Here is an 18,108-nt window from a genome sequence, read left to right as displayed (position 1 = left end):
TGTGTTCATCCTACCCAGACCCCGTCCATTTTTTAAGTCCCTAAATAAAGAAACTCTGTCGATCAGCTGGATTTTGACCAATTGCACCAAGTTACCAACTTCTCCTTGGAAGGTGCTGGTGATAACGTATAATAACGGCCATTACTTTTGTTAGGTCATCTCTCATGAATGAATTAAGTCCGGTAGTGCAAAGCTTTCTCGCTAAAGTCAGTGAGTTTCAACAGCTGTGGGGGCTGCAAGATCCCGATAATGAAGAATGGTTGGTATGCGACTCTGCTCAATTTGAAGAAGCCGACGTCATGCCATTATGGTCAGAACAAGCTCTGGCACAAAGTCATTGCAATGAAGACTGGGCGGGATTTATTCCGGCAGCCATCAGTGTTGATGAGTTTCTCGAATATTGGGTTGACGATCTTAACCAAGACGATGTTTTAGTTGGCATTGATTGGCGTAGCGATGATGACTGTGAGGAAATCGAAGCCTTTGAGATCGGCCAGTTACTGGCAGATGTTGAAGCTGAAGAGGACTGATGAGATCCCCGCAAGTTGATGTGCCGTTTGAGGTTCGCCACCATTGTTGGTTCTGTGGCGAACCTTGTAACCTACAGTTTGATTATCATGCACTGCCCCATACCTCCCATCCCTCATTAGCGGTACCGGCCTGTAAAGAGTGTGTCGAATTAGCCAAGCAAACTCCGCTGACATCAATATACGAATGTCGCGTTGCCGTGAAAGATGCACTAATGAAACGCTATGCCAAACACTTGGCAATTGGTCTGAACTGGACGGAAGAAGAACTGCAACAAGCAGACTTTACCTGTAAAACGCTGCAAAGCTTCCAACGCAGCGCCTGGTTTATGTATGAAGTGGCAAGAGATCGTGTAAATTTTCCTGGTTGGCTCTTGGTATTAAATGGCGTGCCACTAGAAGATCACACGCCAGAGACTGGCTTTGCTTTTGATGGGGTGAACTACAGTTCGCTATTTGTGGCCATCGAACACGTGAGCAAGGCAATGGCATTGGATAAAGATTTTGTTGCCGCGATTGTGGCCATCACTGGTAAGCAACGCTTCGCATACGCTATCCGTCTTGCTCGACTGCATATCGCCGCTGACAAAGCGACCAAACGCCAGGTGATCCGCGAACTTACCGAAGATCACGCTTTAGCTAACTGACGCATACGCTGCTGTACTGTTTCAACCAACAAGTCTGGTTGGAATTTGGAGATAAAACGATCACATCCCACTTTCTCCACCATCGCATTATTGAAACTGCCACTCAGCGAAGTATTCAGTACGATAAATAGCGACGCCATACGTTTATCATTACGGATCTCGTGAGTTAAGCGATAACCGTCCATTTTTGGCATTTCAGCATCGGTGATCATCATCAGTATTTCATCGGGGATCTTACCGCCTTTGTCGCACCAACTGCGCAGCAAATCTAATGCCTGCTGACCATCACAAGCTTCAATCACTTCCAGACCAATCTGTCGCAAAGTATCTCGTACCTGGTGTCTGGCGGTAGCGGAATCATCCACAATCAATACCTTACGGCCCTGCATTTGTGTTAACAATGATTCATCTAACTTGGAGGCATCCAGCTTCACGTTGTAACGAATAATCTCTGCCAGGACTTTTTCTACATCAATAATTGATACCAGTTCTGTACGATCTTGCTGCTGCAACTTAGTGAGCGCCGTCAGATAGTGGTTGTGCCCCGCATTTTGAGGTGGAGGCATCACCTCATTCCAGTTCATATTGATAATGTGTTCGACTTTGCCCACCAGGAATCCCTGCACACTACGATTATATTCGGTAATAATCAGATTGGAGTCACCGTCTAGCGGCATCGGCTTGAAACCTATGGCCTGCCGCAAATTAATGACAGGTATCGACGTACCGCGAATATTTGCAACGCCAGAAATGCAAGGATGGCTGCCAGGCATCTGTGACAATCGCGGTAACTTAACCACCTCTTTTACTTTAAACACATTGATGGCAAACAACTGTGTTGAATTAATGCGGAATAACAACAGTTCCAGACGATTTTCACCCACTAACTGAGTGTGCTGATCCACTGATTCCAAAATATTTGCCATGAAAGAAAGTTCCTGAATAACTGCAAAATTTACCAATTTGCTCAGTAGTATAACGACATGCTGAATTGTCTTATATGAGCCATGACAAATTTTCTTATGGTATATAGTATGTTCACAGCTAAGCAGAAACCTATTTGCAATCAATGGAGCTCAATTATGTTTAGAACGCTCAAACACCTATCCATACCCATCATTGTTCTAGCATTGAGTGCGTGCACTATTATCGACAAAGAAATTCCAGTTGTTACCGATTTTAAGGCAGATGCCTATGTTGGAACATGGTATGAAATTGCCCGTTTAGACCACAGTTTTGAGCGTGGGTTAACGCATGTGACGGCCACTTACAATCTCAAAGGGGATGCTTTACAGGTGATCAATAGGGGCTTTAATCCAGTATCGAGAACCTGGAAAGAGGCGGAAGGTATCGCCTACTTTATGAAAGGACGCAATACCGGTCTATTAAAAGTCAGTTTTTTCAGGCCTTTTTATGGCGCGTATCAGGTGCATGCTTTATTGCCGCACAATCCCGTCAACGGAAACTATCAAAATTCGATTGTGATGGGACCAAATGACTCGTACCTGTGGCTACTGTCTCGCACACGACAAGTCACCCCAGAAATTAAAGCCGATTTTATACACCAAGTTCAACAATTGGGAATTGATCCCAACAAACTTATTTGGGTAACCCAAACCCCGCAGCCTGAATTAAAAAATTAACTGATGGCATTTGCGCCCACGGGTTTTATCGCTAATGTTACACCTGCGAGCCCCAATACATGATGGCTCTTAGCGATTTCAAAACCGGCCAATCGTAAACAATCATGCATTTCCCGGTGATTAAAGCGATTCTGCGGCGGATGCTCAAACAGTCGGCGACTGACGGGATTACAGATTGCGGCGCGATAGAGTTCTTCAATCACAAATGAGCCGCCGGGACGTAATACTCGGAAAACCTCCGATACGGCCTGCTGCCAGTCGGGAACATGGTGAAACACTGCAAAATCACACACCAAATTAAAGCTGCTATCCGCAAATGGCAATGTTGTTGCGTCAGCCTGCGCCAAAGTCAGCCATGGCACATCAACATAGCGCTTAGCGCAGTAAGATAACATCTCTTCGTCTAAATCTACCGCTGTCACATTGCTGGCACCAAACCCCTTATGGATCATGCTGATCCCCTGGCCAAAGCCGCAGCCGATTTCTAACGCGTGTTCCACTACGGGTAAACCGTGTTCGAATAGACCAAGCAATAATGGTTGTTCCAGTCGCTGTTGCAACCATTGTCTTAAAGGATGACGCACAACATAACGTTCCAGCTTATTTAGCTTCATACTGCTCCTCGGGTTCCATTCACATTTATTTATCTTTATCTGGACAACTTAATACATCATACGCTGTCATAACATTAAGGTTAAAGTGCCATGAAATACGGGCCATTCCAGATATAATCTTACCGATACCTTTATGGGTATCACACATCTGTCATAAAGTTGTGTTGAACTTTGTCCGTTTAAACAGGCACGACAATCTATACAGAAAAATATTGAATAACTTTAATGCGGTAGATACTTGATATTTTTTTCGAAGGTGATTAGAGTGATCTGTCAGACAACGAGTTCTTTCGCTAAAAAAGCTAAGGATATTCTATAGTTAAACTTAAAAGCCCCCGCGGCTTACAGTAAAAAAGGAGTGTGGCCTATGTCATACAAAATCGATGGACATGAAATTACAGTAAACTTCCCTGTAGATTCAATCTCCGTAAATAAAAACTCAATTGCCTTCACCGACAGGAAAGGCAAAAAAATGCAAACTTTTGATAAACGTAGTGATGTCATTTCATTTATGAAATGGCTTGTAAGTACTAATAAATAACCCCCGCGTTATCGCCCTTCGGTAATTAATCCTCTCACCTACCGAAAGCATTTTTGCAGATTGGACTGATAACAAAGATCAGCAATCGGGCAGTATCACATTTGGCTCAGGCAGGATCCCATTGAGGATGAACGCCTGACCAAATGGGAGAATCCCTAAAAGTTTTATCACCATCACCTAAACTAATCAGGAAAGCGTTATACTGACGCCATTCTGCTACTGATTACCAAAAATAATTTTGAGCAAACCTAACTGTCATGATGCAATGACACTGATGTTAAAAGAGATCAGATTGAAAATCCCATTTGATTTGCCAGAAACAACCATTTGTGGCGGCGACTGCCGAGGTTGTTCCAAAAAAATGTTGGAATTATTAGATACAGAAGCCAGTTACTGGGAGTCCATGATTGACCAACAAGTTCCAACCTTGGCAGATTTGAAAAATTTGCAGTTATTAGCGCTACGCACTTTTAAAATACTGCATCGTAATCACTTAGTTTAAGTTAACACTCACCATACTTTCTGACATATCGCGGCAACATAGATTCATTTCCTAATAAGCCGCCCTGATGAATATACATAATCGGCCGCTGCGGATGTTGTCGTTTATAATTAAGCAGCATTAACCAGCCCAATGGATCGTATAAAAGCTCAAAGGTTATTCCCGTTTTATTTAATTGTTGCCAAATCTGATAGAACTCTCGATAGAGTTTGCCGAAATGATATTTTTTTGTCGGCGTAATTACGCTGGGATAGCATCTGCGGTCGTCAGATAAACCAGCAAATTGCTGCAATAAATAATGGTCACCGCCAACCACGGCACAGGTCAACACTTCGATATCACTGTTAATTTCATGAAAATACTTGGCTAAATATAATGCCGTTGTACCGGTTCCCGAGGGTAAGAAAACTTTTAAACCTTCAACTTTTTGTTGTTCTGACCATTGTTGAATTTCCTGTGCTAATAGTCTTACGCCATATTCGGCTGCACGGCAGCGGCCGCCCTCCGGCACGAATAAGGTATTGGTGGTGCCAGCTAATACCTGTTGTGCTAAATATTGTTCCATAGACAAGCCAGACAACTGATTGGCAACCGCTAAGATCTCTGCGCCCAACAATCGAGCCGCACGATAATTACCAAGTGGACGTTGTACTAACCACTGCGGCAGATGATCCACATAAAAGTGTAACTGCCAACCTTTGAGTTTTGCTAACGCCGCCATTGAGTATAAAGAATTGGCCTGCGCCGAACCGTACCCAATAAGCAGTTGGATATCAGGGAAATCGTGGTCGAGAAAATAACGAAATTTTCTGGCCTTATTGCCGCTGAATTCAGGGTGCAGCAAGTCATCTCGCTTCACATAGAAATCATAACCATCAAACTCGATATGTTGTACCGGCGTCTGAGCCAGCAAAGATGGGGTTATTAGCATAAATAACAAACAGATTTTTCTTGCCATCATTGTAAGATGATGCCGCGATCAACACCATAGTAACCAAAAGCCTAATTATTGGTGAATTTCGCCAATCGAACAAAATGCGAGTATAGAATATTATTAAATTCAATATCTTAAATTTTGGCATATTTATCGCTAAGCCTACCATCAGATATTTTAAATAATAATGAGGCGAGTAAAAATGGCCGTTTTGCGATTTATCTTTAATGTAGCCTGGTTCGTATTAGGTGGCTTTGTGATGGGGCTAGCCTGGTGGTTTGCGGGACTGATTTGTTTTATCAGCATTATTGGTATTCCCTTCGGCAGAGCCTGTTTTGTCATTGGTGAAATGACCTTTTGGCCTTTTGGTCAGGAGCAAGTTAGCCGTGACGAGCTATACGGACGAGAAGATATTGGTACCGGGCCACTTGGGCTGATTGGCAACATTGTGTGGTTTATTCTGTTCGGCATCTGGTTAGCTATTGGTCATATTGCACATGCATTAGGGTGCTTTATCACCATCATCGGCATCCCCTTTGGCATTCAGCACCTGAAACTGGCGCTATTAAGCCTTACCCCTATCGGCAAAACAGTCGTTGCCGCACGTTAATGCTTTGATGGCCCACCACAGACTTGGGGGCCATATTCGTCGGCAGGCGTAGCAACCTTAAAATTATATTAATTTACTGATAATAAAGGTAATTATTTTGTTCCATAAGGTCTTTTTCACTTCCTTCACCAATCGTCACGATTTATGATCCTGACATGTCCTTACATTTCATAAGGCAGTTTAAAGGGAGTTGAAAATGAAATACCAAGCATTGATGTTGGCGTTATCAGCCATCATCGGCAACCAGGTAGCCAATGCGGCTGAACCCATTGAGATCATTCAGCCGGTGAAAATTACCGACCCAGATAAAGTAGAACTGGGCAAAATGTTGTACTTTGAACCCCGACTATCAAAATCAGGATTTATTTCTTGTAACTCCTGCCACAATCTTTCCACAGGTGGTGTGGATGCATTATCCACTTCCATTGGTGATCGCTGGCAGCAAGGCCCGATTAATGCGCCTACCGTACTCAACGCAGATTTTATGCTGGCGCAATTCTGGGACGGTCGCGCAAAAGATTTGCAAGAGCAAGCAGGCGGCCCCATCGCCAACCCCAAAGAGATGGGATTTACTCACCAACTTGCCGTAACAACCGTTGCATCAATGCCCGGTTATCGTGAACGATTCGTCAAAATATATGGCAACGATAAGATTGATATTACTCGTATTACTGATGCCATTGCCGCCTTTGAAAAGACACTTGTTACCCCGAATAGTCCATTTGATAAATACTTAGCGGGTGACCAGCAAGCCATTTCCACCGACGCCAAGGCTGGCTATAACATTTTCAAAAATCGCGGTTGCGTTGCATGCCATAACGGCCCGGCCGTGGGGGGAACCATGTATATGAAAATGGGCCTGATAAAGCCCTTTCATACTAATAATCCTGCCGAAGGTCGTAAGGCCGTTACCGGCAAAGAAGCAGATAAAATGGTATTTAAAGTCCCAACGCTCAGAAATATTGAGCTGACTTATCCCTACTTCCACGATGGGAGTGTTTGGTCGTTGGCAGAAGCAGTCAACACCATGTCCAATGTGCAGTTAGGTCAGCAGTTCACACCGGAAGAAACCGCGCAAGTGGTGGCATTTTTAAAAACGTTAACCGGTGATCAACCTCATATTACCTTGCCGATTTTGCCCCCATCTACTGCCGAAACGCCTAAACCGCAGCCGTTCGAACAATGATGCAGATTTAAGATTTGCGATCAAAAGCGCCACGGCAGTGGCGCTTTTTACCTCTTACTATTTACATTTCAATTGATTAATTAACATTTATTTTACATTCATCCATAAAGGATTTGTCGAATCCACTAACAATCCGTATGGTGTTAACCAGAGCCGATGTCCGCAATGGTAAAAAGGTGCTAAATGGTATTGATATCACCGAGGAGCATATAAGTTGAATTACGGGTTGATGAAATCTGGACCCAATGAATTCAGTATCGATGATCTGCAACAAGCCCCCAACTAAACCACGGCTTGGCACGGCATTCGTAATTATCAAGCAAGAAACGACACGGGATCAGATGAAAACAGGCGATGGTGTTCTGTTTTATCATTCCAGCTGTAAATAACCGGCTGAGGTAGGTATCGCAACCGTCATCAAAGAAGCGTATGCCGATGATAGTGCTTGGGATCTACATTCAGAATATTATGATGCTAAATCGACACCTGAAACACCGCGTTGGCTGATGGTAGATATCCGCTTCCAACATCGATTTAGCACACTCGTATTACTTAAACGGCTAAAAGCAGATGCAGCATTTGCCGAAATGTATTTGAAAAAAAAAGGTTCAAGGCTGAGTATTCAACCAGTAACCTGCGAGGAATGGCAAAGGATAACGAAAATGGGAGACGAAAAATGAATTTGATGGCAAAAGCGTTAATCATAGGCACTACTGCGTTGGCATTTCTAGGTAACCCACTTACCGCCATAGCGAAATCACATGATGACTTACCACCAGGATTACAAAAAAAAGCCAATAGCGGCAAAGCATTACCACCGGGATGGCAAAAAAAATATCACAAGGGTGATGTTTTGGATAACGACATCTACGGTCACGCCAAAGTGGTAGTACCGCTAGATAAAAATGGACTGATAACGGTTAATATTGACGGAACCCTCTTTAGGCTCCAGGAAAAGACCCGTCAGATAATCGATATTCTTGCTCATTAACCGCATCTTGCTAACCCAAAGCACCGCCTCTATGCGGTGCTTTGGTTTTTCAGTTAACGGCCATCCAGCATCCGACCAATACCACCAAGTACCGACCCCTCACCTCTGTCAGAGCCTCCCATAGATGGCGCATGGGCAATAATACGGTCTGCCATACGGGAAAATGGCAAGCTCTGTAGCCATACAGTACCGTGTCCCTGCAACGTGGCCAGAAATAAGCCTTCACCACCAAATAACATCGACTTCAAAGATCCGGCCCGCTGAATGTCATAGTCAATACCTGGCGTGAAGCCAACCAGACAGCCAGTGTCGACTCGTAATGTTTCTCCCTGTAACTCCTTACGAATCAAAGTACCACCAGCATGAATGAATGCCATGCCATCACCTTTAAGACTTTGCAGAATAAATCCTTCACCACCGAAGAACCCTGCCCCCAATTTTTTATTGAACTTCATACTGACATGGGTGCCTAGCGCCGCCGCAAGAAAGCTGTCTTTTTGCAAAATCAGCTCCCCGCCCACATCATCCAGATCGATTGCGAGAATTGTACCTGGATACGGCGCCGCAAATGATACTCGCTTTTTGCCATGTCCCTGGTTAGTGAAATGGGTCATAAACAAACTTTCGCCAGTTAACATGCGTTTGCCTGCGCCCATCAGCTTGCCAAAAAAGCCCGATTCAGGTGCAGAACCATCGCCCATTCTAGCCTCAAAACTAATGCCCTCTTCCATGTATGTCATAGCACCAGCTTCAGCAATAACAGTCTCCCCGGGGTCCAGCTCGACTTCAACCAGCTGCATACTTTCGCCAAGGATTTCGTAATCTACCTCATGGCAACGTTTGCTCATCTATCGTCCCTCATGTTTGTCCGACCAGCGGTTCAATAAGCGCTGTCCTGCATTAAATTCGTGTGTGTTATGACATAAAATGTCACAACACACAATGATGAATTTACGTGTTCAGCTAAAATCTTCATTAATAATTGCTAATGCATCAATCCCCGCCCCACAAAAGCTGAAAGCACTTGTTTCCACTACTGACCAGTTTAGACTAGTGGCTCTTTTGGTTTTCACAACGATTGCAGATGCAAAATTACTCACTGCTGGCAGCATTTATTCCGACTTTTTTTCTGGTTTCAGCTACACCTGGCATGTGCATGACGCTGGCCATGACACTGGGAATGAGTATAGGTGTTCGCCGAACGCTTTGGATGATGTTGGGAGAATTAACAGGTGTCGCTTTAGTTGCAGTTGCCTCTGCACTCGGAGTAGCGGCATTGATGTTACAACATCCTCAGTTATTCCAAGGATTAAAATACCTTGGCGGCGCCTATCTTATCTGGCTCGGGTTCAATATGTGGCGCGCAAAAGCGCATTTAGCTGACAACAACACACTACCAAATGTGCACCCGTATGCATTAATGTCTCAAGGATTTATAACGGCCATTGCCAATCCCAAGGGTTGGGCATTTATGATCTCGCTATTACCCCCGTTTATTGATGCTAATGCGGCAATAGCACCGCAACTAAGTGCATTGGTGGGTATTATTATGCTCACCGAATTTGGTTGTTTAATGGCCTATGCCAGCGGCGGTAAAGGGTTACGTCTGTTTCTCAGTCGCGGTAACAATATCCGTTGGATGAATCGAGTATCAGGGGCATTAATGATAGCTGTGGGCCTATGGCTCGCATTAGACTGATGATTCCTGATAACTTGTGATGTAGTCGGTTGTTCCGGAGAAAAATTACCATGATGATGACGTTTAGCTTCTCCGCGCCACCATTAGGATTTTTCGGATGAAAATTGAGTATTCTCCCATAGGCATCATTCATAGCCCATTTCTTCAGCAAGCTGGCACCCCAGTGCAACCTTCTCGCGCTAATAATGCAGAAGGACATATCGAACTTTTACCTCAGTTCCTCGAAGGACTGGAAGACCTGCAAGGATTTTCTCATATCGTGCTGTTGTGTCACTTGCATCAATGTAACGGTTTCCAGATGAAGGTAACGCCGTACCTTGATGACAATCAGCGAGGACTGTTTGCCACCCGTTCACCGCGTCGTCCAAACCCTATTGGCCTGTCTGTGGTTGAGCTATTGTCCATTGACAACAACATATTGCACATTCGTAATTTGGATCTTTTAGATGGCACGCCAGTACTGGATATCAAACCGTACGTAGGTGAATTTGATCAACGCGCAGGTGCACGTTTCGGCTGGTTTGAAAATGCCAAGAAAATAGCCACGGCCGATAATCGATTTTGTAACAACAACTAGCATAAAAAAGGGTGGCCTTTAGCCACCCTTCTGCAATATCGTCCATCACTAGAATGGGGCGTCGATATCGACTACATCTACCAATTTATGGTTCACGAACTCTTTCAGACCCAGTCCTAACAATTCACGACCATAACCTGAATTACGAATACCACCGAACGGTAAATCAGCTTTCACCATGGTTGGGTGATTCACAAATACCATACCAGTAGAGATACGATGGGCAACCTTTTCACCACGTTTCAGATCGGAGGTAAAGACTGAACCGCCCAAACCAAATGGTGAATCATTGGCGATGCGCACTGCATCATCTTCATCTTTAGCGCGCAGGATCATTGATACAGGGCCGAAGAACTCCCAGTAGAACGCTGGGTTATCGGGAGTTACGTTAGTCAGAATGGTGGGCTGCACAAATGCTCCGGATTCTGGCACTTTAGGGCCGACCTCTGTTGCGGTTGCCCCCTGAGCGACTGCCTGACGAATTTTTTCTTTCACTTCATCGGCAGCAGACTGGGAGGACAAAGGTGCCAGTGTTGTTGTTGGGTCCATCGGATCACCCGCCTTCAAACCGGCTACGCCTTCAGTATATTGACTCAAGAACTGATCATATACTTTATTTACGATAATCATTCGCTTAGACGATACGCACACTTGACCACCATTCCAATGACGACCAAACACGGCCCATTTAACGGTTTTTGGCATATCGGCATCTTCCAGAACGACGAACGCATCAGCACCGCCCAGTTCCAGAGTGGATTTTTTCATTGCTTTACCGGCCTGCGCAGCAACTATTGCACCAGCACCTTCAGATCCAGTCAATGCCACACCATGTACACGTGGATCATTGATAATTTTTTCAATCTGAGAACGGGTAGCGTAGAGATTTTGGAAGGCTCCATGAGGTAAGCCAGCATCTCGCATCAGACTTTCAAACGCTGCGGCGGCCTGAGGTACATTTGAAGCGTGTTTCAGAATGACCGTATTACCGGCAGACAATTGAGGCGCCAAGATACGGGCGATCTGGTAATAAGGGAAGTTCCAAGGTTCGATAGCCAGAATGGTACCCAGAGGTTCATGCACCAAAGTTGCATTACCTTCTGCTGGGTCCGCCACTGGTAATTTTTCCGGAGCCAGCAGCTTTTCAGCATATTTCACATAATATTCGAGGATCTGGGCAGACAGCTCCACTTCAGCCTCGGCTTCGCCGATGACTTTACCCATTTCTAAGGTCAGTACTTCTGCATACTTACGTTTATTATCACGCAAAATTTTAGCAGCACGCTGCAGGATCTCACCGCGATGGGCAAATGATGTTTCACGCCAGTTCAAAAACGCGGTATGAGCATCAGTCAGTGCCTGCTCAACCTGTTCATCTGTTGCGTCTGGGAATTTTTTAACTAGTTCACCAGTATAAGGGTTAACTGTTGCATAGCTCATATATAAAACCTCCTGATACATCTCCGTATTTCACGGAGAATGATTTCATCACCTTCGAAATCATTAAAAAACGGTTCTTACCTTACTCCCGAACAAGTTGAAGATCTAGGATTTTAGTCGCCATTGAGATAAATTTTCATTCATTTCAAATAATGATATTAATTATGTCATTTTTGCGAAAGGTTATTATATAAGCAGAATTTAAAACAGGTGCAGACCAGTAATCAAAAAAGAGAAGTCATGTTGAAATATTCATTAAAATCAATTAATAAAAATGTAGATAGCGAATTTTATAGAGTAAAAATCAGTAGTTACTACATTGCACTACAGCATTTTTATTCAATATCAAAAAAAATATTTAATGCTTGATTAAATTTCAAAATTATAAAAGAAAAAATCGCTGTAAAAAATTTTATAAATAAATTTTTTGCGGGATTAATTATCTCATAAAAATAAATGTATTTTTGAATTTAGCAGCAAAATTTAATTAATTATACTTACATGCAGTTTATATTATGTGTCCATAAAATAAATTTTGCTCCTAAAGACATTAGAAAAAACTCATTAAAATCAATCATTTTTGACATATGCTATTTACTGAGTATTTTCTACGTTTCATACGGTCGCCTGTATTACACTGTGACTTCCGCTATCCCCAACTTTCTTGGTATCAATTTTTCTGGGTAACAAGATATATCCGTGACTTAATTTTTGCAGTAAAGATTTTGCCAAATAGGGCTTTAAATAGGCGACTTAGATTGTTGATACTGCGGGCGACTTTACACGAGACTCTAACCGAGCCATGGCCTCCTGTATAAAATCCATAAAAACTTTCACTCGCGGTGCCAGATCCTGACTTCGAGGATAAACAAGGCTAATCGGCGCGTCAGCAACCGCCAGTTGCGGCAAAAGTTGTAACAAATGGCCAGTGCGTAAATCATCCGCGACATCCCAATATGACTTCATGACGATGCCTAACCCTCTGAGTGCCAGCGCATGACATGCTTCGCCATCGTTACATAAAATATGTCCAGAAACATGAACACTACCAGCATTAAAACGCCATTCAGTGTCGCGGTGGGTACCAATGACTATGCAACGATGTTGCACTAATTCTGCCAGGGTTTCGGGTACGCCAAACTGTCTGACATACTCAGGGGATGCGCAGAGGATTCGGCTGTTCGAGAGCAACCTTCTGGCAACCAGGCGCGAATCCGGCAAAGTCCCATAGCGCACCGCGATATCCAAACGTTCTGCCAGCATATCTTTCACATCATCACTCAATACCAGCTGCAACATAATGTGCGGATAGCTTTGACTAAATTCTCCCATCAAAGGTAGCAAATGCCGATGACCGAAGCTGTTGGGGGCAGTGATCCGCAGGCTACCAGAGATAAGCTGTTGTTGTTCTAACAAGGCTTCCTGTGCCTGTTGTAACTCAGTCAGAATGCGTTTTGCGTACTGATATAACGTTTGTCCTTCCGGGGTTACTGAAAGTCGGCGGGTACTGCGATGCACCAGTTGCAGCCCACTACGCTTTTCGAGATTCGTCAGCCGCTTTGAGGTGGCCGCCAACGATAATCCCAGCGCTGCCGCCGCCGCAGTTAAACTGCCTAAACTTACTACTCGTTCAAACACTCTAAGTGCTGGTAAATCATCTAATCCATCCATTATTAACCTTTAGGAAAGTATGAATTCAGATTGTGTCCATTTAATCAAGTGAGTAGCAAAACTACAATGACCATAATCAGATAAACGTAGAGGAATAAAAGATGGAGATCCGATTAGAAGGAAAATCTGCGTTGGTGACAGCCTCCAGCAGTGGTATAGGTTTTGCGATTGCCAAAGGGTTGGCGGGATCTGGCGCAGCCGTTGTTCTTAATGGTCGCAGTGACGCCACCTTGAATGCCGCCCGCAATACCCTGCTAAAAAGCTATCCCAATGCACAAATTAAAATAGTCGCGGCTGACCTTGCGACCGCTGATGGCTGCGAAAAATTAGTGAACAAGGTGCCCAAGGTCGACATTCTGGTTAACAACGCCGGGATTTATGGGCCAGACGATTTCTTTGAAACCAATGATGCTACCTGGGAGCAATATTGGCAAACCAATGTGATGTCCGGAGTACGTTTGTCTCGGGCTTATCTGCCAACTATGCAACAACAAGGTTGGGGCCGGGTGGTATTTATCTCTTCAGAATCCGCTCTCAATATCCCTGCCGATATGGTGCATTATGGGGTGTCAAAAACCGCTCAGCTCGCGCTAGCTCGGGGACTGGCAAAACGGGTAGCAGGCAGCGGCGTCACAGTAAACAGTGTGCTTCCTGGCCCCACCATTTCTGATGGTTTCGAACACATGATGGCAGAAGAAGTGGCCCGAACTGGAAAGTCCATAGACACACTTGCCACAGAGTTTGTTATGGCTCATCGACCCAGTTCCATCATTCAACGGGCTGCCAGCGTTGAAGAAGTTGCCAATATGGTGGTATACGTTTGCTCGACCTTAGCCTCAGCCACCTGTGGCGCGGCATTACGTGTGGATGGTGGTGTTGTCGATGACATTGTTTAGCGTATGACAATAACCCAAGACAAATCGCTCGCCCAGCGTCGACTTAAAGCGCTGCAGACGTGTCTGAGCCGTCACTGAGATGCGATTGAAGTAGGCTCCTAATAAGACAGACCAGATTTCATTGTGGTATGGCCATTAATGAGATGTCGATCAGTCTGATTATTGAGTTTCTCGCGGACATGTTATCCAGAACCGCTCCAACTCATCGAGTTAAGGAGATAAATGATGAAAAAAGTGGCTTTAGGTGCTACCGGAATCAATATTGTGCCGCTGGTGTTTGGCGGTAACGTATTTGGCTGGACCATAGATGAAAAGACCAGCATTGCGATTCTTGATGCTTTCGTAGACGCAGGTTTTGATGCGATCGACACCGCAGACGTTTATTCTGCCTGGGCCCCCAATAACCAAGGTGGCGAGTCAGAAACTATCATTGGTCGTTGGCTGAAAGCTCATCCGGGGATGCGCGATAAACTGAAAATTTTCACCAAAGTTGGCTCTGATATGGGACATCCAGGCCACAAAGGTCTGTCAGCTACCTGGATTGTTAAGGCGGTTGAAGATTCACTTAAGCGTCTACAAACAGATTACATTGACCTGTATTTCTCCCACTGGCCAGACCCGACAGTCGGTTATGCTGAAACGCTTGGAGCTTACGATAAACTGCTTAAAGCTGGAAAAATTCGTTCAGTGGGTGCATCTAACCTTAATGCAGATCAGCTGCAGGCTTCCTTGGATATTGCAAAAGCGCAACATCTGCCCAGCTATCAAGTGTTACAGCCCGAATATAATCTGTATGACCGCGGCAGTTTCGAAGGGCCGTTGCAAGCCTTATGTATGCGCGAAAATATTGGTGTGGTGACCTATTACAGTTTGGCATCTGGCTTTTTGTCTGGAAAATATCGTAGCGCAGCTGACTTAGGTAAAAGTGCTCGCGGCAGCGGCATTAGCAAATATTTAAATGAAAAAGGTTCGCGTATTCTGACCACATTGGATGAGGTGTCAGCACAGCATGGTGCAACCCCTGCAGAAGTCGCTCTGGCCTGGTTGATTGCCGCTGATGGCGTAACCGCACCGATTGCCAGTGCCACCAAAACCAGCCACGTCAAGAGTTTTGCCAAAGCAATGGCATTACCGTTATCACCAGCAGAGTTAAGTCAATTGACAGTCGCAGGTAATTAACTTTGTTCATGTGTGATCGACGGACGGCCACCGCCTTACTGGTGGCCGGCACTATGTTTATGGAGATGCTGGACGCCACGGTAATCACTACCGCACTTCCTGCTATTGCAAGAGATTTTGGCGCTGCTGCTGCCCATCTTTCAGTGGGTGTGTCAGCGTATCTGGTAGCGTTGACAATCTTTATCCCTGTGAGTGGTTGGGCAGCAGATCGTTTCGGTGCCAGACGTATTTTTATGTTGGCAATCAGTATCTTTACCCTGGCATCAATACTATGTGCGGCCAGCCATAACCTGGGGCAATTTACGCTTGCAAGAATTTTGCAGGGGATTGGCGGCGCTATGATGGTCCCGGTAGGACGCTTGGTGGTTCTCAGGGATATGCCTAAGCAGCGTATGGTCCATGCCATTGCCATACTCACTTGGCCAGCTCTGGTGGCACCATTATTAGGACCCGTGCTGGGAGGTTGGATTGCCACTCACTGGAGCTGGCATTGGATCTTTCTATTAAATTTACCGCTCGGATTGATAGCGCTGGTCGCCTCTTGGCGTTTAATACCCACACTCGAAAATCATCCGATGGCCTTTGATACATGGGGCTTTATTTTAAGCGGTAGTGGATTTGGTATGTTTATGGCTGGTATAGAAGCCTGTAGCCGTAATGATGTCAGCAGCCAGCTGTCAATGATGCTATTAATCGCGGGGATTTTACTGCTGGCGGTAACCACCTATTACCTACGGCATTGCCAGAACCCGCTGTTTAATCTTGACCCATTGCAAATTGCCACGTTTCGCATATCAGTAATTGGTGGGTCAGTGTTCAGAATAGCGATTGCCTCTGCCCCTTTTTTGCTGCCGCTGATGTTTCAGCTAGGATTTGGATTCAGTGCAGTGAAAGCAGGCACGCTGCTATTGTGGTTGTTTGCCGGCAACTTGTGCATGAAAACCTTTACGACGTGGATCCTCAATCGTTATGGTTTTAAGAAGGTACTGCTCGTCAACGGACTGTTGGTGTCCGCGGGTTTTGCAGCAATGGCCATGTTCACGAAAGCAACGCCAGAATGGTTAATGACAGTAGTGCTATTTATCAGCGGCATGAACCGTTCGATGCACTTTACCGCCATAAACACCCTCGGATTTGCCGATGTCCCGAACGCGAAAATGCGTGATGCCAATACATTACAAGCGATATTAGTGCAGATGAATATCGGCACAGGCATTGCTGTGGGCGCGTTAGCGCTAGCGATCGCCGCGATGATACATGGCAGTAGCAGTAGCGTGGCTACCGCGGCAGATTTCCGGGTAGCACTATGGTTTATCTGTGGTTTATCGATGTTAGCCATGATTGACTTTCTAACATTACCGAAAGATGCTGGCGGCACATTATTATCGCGCAAAACGCCAGTATAGAAAGTAATGCCAGTCCACCGCACTAACCACTAGTTCAGCCCTCAATACCGAGTTTTACTGCCGTGCCATAAGCCATCATTTCAGACATCCCCTGTGCGATGGCACTGGTGGTAAAACGCACATTCACCACAGCGTCAGCGTGTAAATTCTCAGCTTGAGCCAACATGCGCAACATCGCCTCCTCACGCGCCTCTGCCAGCATTTCAGTATAACCGACGATCTCACCACCAATGAGGGTCTTCAATCCGGCCATAATGTCGCGACCGATGTGCTTACTACGCACCACATTACCCGTTACCACCCCTAAGGTTTCGGTTACACGATATCCTGCGATTGTTTGCGTGTTTGATGTTTTCATCATGCGCTCCTTGGCGGCTTTAACCGATACCACTTTGGATAAAATGGTATGTTCTCTTTACCATTAACATAATTGGCAACTCAAAAACTTAACTCATTTAGCAACAGGCTAATGGCTTTTCAGATAAAACAGATACCAATTTTCATCGACTTTATGATAGGCAACGGTATTATCGGGAAGGTCTACCGCCGCTTTATCTAAGTCGGCGTATTGGGGTAATGGATTTTGCGGACGATATACATACCCCTTGGTGCTGGTAGTGCCGGCGATGGTCATCACCGACTGGATAAACATGACCCCGCCCCGTCCCCATTCACGCATTCCCCCATCTAATGACAACAGGGTAAATAGCTGACGATACTGCTGCCAACGCGATACATTGACTGCCGCATCAGGTTCCATAAATTGCGGATTTATTGATGATAAAGGGCTGTCCTCGCGGAACATGCCAATAAGCTGCTGATATAGTGCCCGTTGACGCTGCAAGGCAGACGCTAGCTGCTTATCGGTTTGATGTTTAGTTGTCAGTGGCGTGTCATATCGATGCAATGACAACATCACTGCCACGACCAACACTGCTATTGTCAACGATTTAGCTACCCATTACATAAGACGACTTCCCTGTGGGTCAAGATGACCTTACATTCATCCTAAGTGAATTAAGAACAGGCAACAGCGAAGCTGCCA

Annotated in this window: 21 protein-coding genes and 1 pseudogene; 14 read left to right on the top strand and 8 right to left on the bottom strand. The window is 45.1% G+C overall.

What is annotated here, in order from left to right; all coding sequences use genetic code 11:
• Positions 1–164 precede the first annotated feature (164 nt).
• Together KDN34_RS07640 and KDN34_RS07635 are read left to right on the top strand one after the other, a co-directional pair.
• A complete protein-coding gene (locus KDN34_RS07640; RefSeq protein ID WP_212596283.1) occupies positions 165–530 on the top strand; it encodes a DUF2750 domain-containing protein in 366 nt (121 codons plus the stop codon).
• The gene (locus KDN34_RS07635) at positions 530–1,174 is read left to right on the top strand and encodes a hypothetical protein (RefSeq protein WP_407695786.1); all 645 of its coding nucleotides are present in this window, start codon (positions 530–532) and stop codon (positions 1,172–1,174) included. Before KDN34_RS07640 ends, KDN34_RS07635 begins: the two co-directional genes overlap by 1 nt.
• On the opposite strand, the gene KDN34_RS07630 is transcribed toward KDN34_RS07635, so the two are convergent.
• Complete coding sequence (locus KDN34_RS07630; protein ID WP_212596282.1) at positions 1,156–2,100, bottom strand: chemotaxis protein CheV; 945 nt, start codon at positions 2,098–2,100, stop codon at positions 1,156–1,158. The two genes, KDN34_RS07635 and KDN34_RS07630, sit on opposite strands and share 19 nt — an antisense overlap.
• A 156-nt stretch (positions 2,101–2,256) precedes the next feature.
• Here KDN34_RS07630 and KDN34_RS07625 point away from each other — a divergent pair, with 156 nt between their 5' ends.
• Positions 2,257–2,817, top strand: coding sequence for a lipocalin family protein (locus tag KDN34_RS07625; RefSeq protein WP_212596281.1), 561 nt, complete (start codon positions 2,257–2,259; stop codon positions 2,815–2,817).
• Here KDN34_RS07625 and KDN34_RS07620 read toward each other — a convergent pair.
• Complete coding sequence (locus KDN34_RS07620; RefSeq protein WP_212596280.1) at positions 2,814–3,431, bottom strand: class I SAM-dependent methyltransferase; 618 nt, start codon at positions 3,429–3,431, stop codon at positions 2,814–2,816. The genes KDN34_RS07625 and KDN34_RS07620 overlap by 4 nt on opposite strands.
• A gap of 367 nt (positions 3,432–3,798) precedes the next feature.
• On the opposite strand from KDN34_RS07620, the gene KDN34_RS07615 reads away from it, so the two are divergent.
• On the top strand, positions 3,799–3,972 hold the full coding sequence (locus tag KDN34_RS07615) for a hypothetical protein (protein ID WP_212596279.1): 174 nt from the start codon (positions 3,799–3,801) through the stop codon (positions 3,970–3,972).
• A 292-nt stretch (positions 3,973–4,264) separates the two neighbouring features.
• Positions 4,265–4,474, top strand: coding sequence for a hypothetical protein (locus KDN34_RS07610; protein ID WP_324033546.1), 210 nt, complete (start codon positions 4,265–4,267; stop codon positions 4,472–4,474).
• Between the two features lies 1 nt (position 4,475).
• Here KDN34_RS07610 and KDN34_RS07605 read toward each other — a convergent pair whose 3' ends face one another.
• Positions 4,476–5,435, bottom strand: coding sequence for a pyridoxal-phosphate dependent enzyme (locus KDN34_RS07605; RefSeq protein WP_228730452.1), 960 nt, complete (start codon positions 5,433–5,435; stop codon positions 4,476–4,478).
• A 175-nt stretch (positions 5,436–5,610) separates the two neighbouring features.
• Between KDN34_RS07605 and KDN34_RS07600 the strand changes: the two genes are divergently transcribed.
• The 4 genes and pseudogenes from KDN34_RS07600 (at position 5,611) to KDN34_RS07585 (ending at position 8,195) form a co-directional block, all read left to right on the top strand.
• On the top strand, positions 5,611–6,018 hold the full coding sequence (locus tag KDN34_RS07600) for a YccF domain-containing protein (protein ID WP_212596277.1): 408 nt from the start codon (positions 5,611–5,613) through the stop codon (positions 6,016–6,018).
• A gap of 196 nt (positions 6,019–6,214) precedes the next feature.
• Entirely contained in the window at positions 6,215–7,204 is a 990-nt protein-coding gene (locus KDN34_RS07595; protein WP_212596276.1) for a cytochrome-c peroxidase, read from the top strand.
• 214 nt (positions 7,205–7,418) lie between these two features.
• Positions 7,419–7,884, top strand: a pseudogene (locus KDN34_RS07590) (EVE domain-containing protein).
• On the top strand, positions 7,881–8,195 hold the full coding sequence (locus KDN34_RS07585; RefSeq protein WP_212596275.1) for a hypothetical protein: 315 nt from the start codon (positions 7,881–7,883) through the stop codon (positions 8,193–8,195). The pseudogene KDN34_RS07590 and the gene KDN34_RS07585 overlap by 4 nt, the downstream one beginning before the upstream one ends.
• Before the next feature lie 53 nt (positions 8,196–8,248).
• Here the strand turns inward: KDN34_RS07585 and KDN34_RS07580 are convergent, their stop codons facing one another.
• A complete protein-coding gene (locus KDN34_RS07580) occupies positions 8,249–9,043 on the bottom strand; it encodes a TIGR00266 family protein (RefSeq protein WP_212596274.1) in 795 nt (264 codons plus the stop codon).
• A 236-nt stretch (positions 9,044–9,279) separates the two neighbouring features.
• Here KDN34_RS07580 and KDN34_RS07575 point away from each other — a divergent pair, with 236 nt between their 5' ends.
• Entirely contained in the window at positions 9,280–9,894 is a 615-nt protein-coding gene (locus tag KDN34_RS07575; protein WP_212596273.1) for a LysE family translocator, read from the top strand.
• A gap of 97 nt (positions 9,895–9,991) precedes the next feature.
• A complete protein-coding gene (tsaA, locus tag KDN34_RS07570) occupies positions 9,992–10,471 on the top strand; it encodes a tRNA (N6-threonylcarbamoyladenosine(37)-N6)-methyltransferase TrmO (protein ID WP_212596272.1) in 480 nt (159 codons plus the stop codon).
• 48 nt (positions 10,472–10,519) lie between these two features.
• Here the strand turns inward: tsaA and KDN34_RS07565 are convergent, their stop codons facing one another.
• A complete protein-coding gene (locus tag KDN34_RS07565; RefSeq protein WP_212596271.1) occupies positions 10,520–11,911 on the bottom strand; it encodes an NAD-dependent succinate-semialdehyde dehydrogenase in 1,392 nt (463 codons plus the stop codon).
• Positions 11,912–12,664: 753 nt separating this feature from the next.
• Positions 12,665–13,582 carry a LysR family transcriptional regulator gene (locus tag KDN34_RS07560; RefSeq protein ID WP_212596270.1) on the bottom strand — a complete coding sequence of 306 codons (918 nt, stop codon included), beginning with the start codon at positions 13,580–13,582 and terminating at the stop codon, positions 12,665–12,667.
• Between the two features lie 101 nt (positions 13,583–13,683).
• On the opposite strand from KDN34_RS07560, the gene KDN34_RS07555 reads away from it, so the two are divergent.
• The 3 genes from KDN34_RS07555 (at position 13,684) to KDN34_RS07545 (ending at position 17,063) form a co-directional block, all read left to right on the top strand.
• On the top strand, positions 13,684–14,478 hold the full coding sequence (locus KDN34_RS07555; RefSeq protein WP_212596269.1) for an SDR family NAD(P)-dependent oxidoreductase: 795 nt from the start codon (positions 13,684–13,686) through the stop codon (positions 14,476–14,478).
• A 222-nt stretch (positions 14,479–14,700) separates the two neighbouring features.
• The gene (locus KDN34_RS07550) at positions 14,701–15,657 is read left to right on the top strand and encodes an aldo/keto reductase (RefSeq protein WP_212596268.1); all 957 of its coding nucleotides are present in this window, start codon (positions 14,701–14,703) and stop codon (positions 15,655–15,657) included.
• A gap of 8 nt (positions 15,658–15,665) precedes the next feature.
• Positions 15,666–17,063: an MFS transporter gene (locus KDN34_RS07545; RefSeq protein WP_228730451.1), complete on the top strand. Its 1,398-nt coding sequence runs from the start codon at positions 15,666–15,668 to the stop codon at positions 17,061–17,063.
• A 34-nt stretch (positions 17,064–17,097) separates the two neighbouring features.
• Here KDN34_RS07545 and KDN34_RS07540 read toward each other — a convergent pair whose 3' ends face one another.
• Entirely contained in the window at positions 17,098–17,421 is a 324-nt protein-coding gene (locus KDN34_RS07540; protein ID WP_212596568.1) for a YbjQ family protein, read from the bottom strand.
• Positions 17,422–17,529: 108 nt separating this feature from the next.
• Positions 17,530–18,009 carry a hypothetical protein gene (locus KDN34_RS07535; protein ID WP_212596267.1) on the bottom strand — a complete coding sequence of 160 codons (480 nt, stop codon included), beginning with the start codon at positions 18,007–18,009 and terminating at the stop codon, positions 17,530–17,532.
• Positions 18,010–18,108 lie beyond the last annotated feature (99 nt).

Source organism: Shewanella yunxiaonensis (genome assembly GCF_018223345.1).
Classification (GTDB): Bacteria; Pseudomonadota; Gammaproteobacteria; order Enterobacterales; family Shewanellaceae; genus Shewanella; species Shewanella yunxiaonensis.
This window is presented reverse-complemented; position numbering and strand designations above follow the sequence as displayed.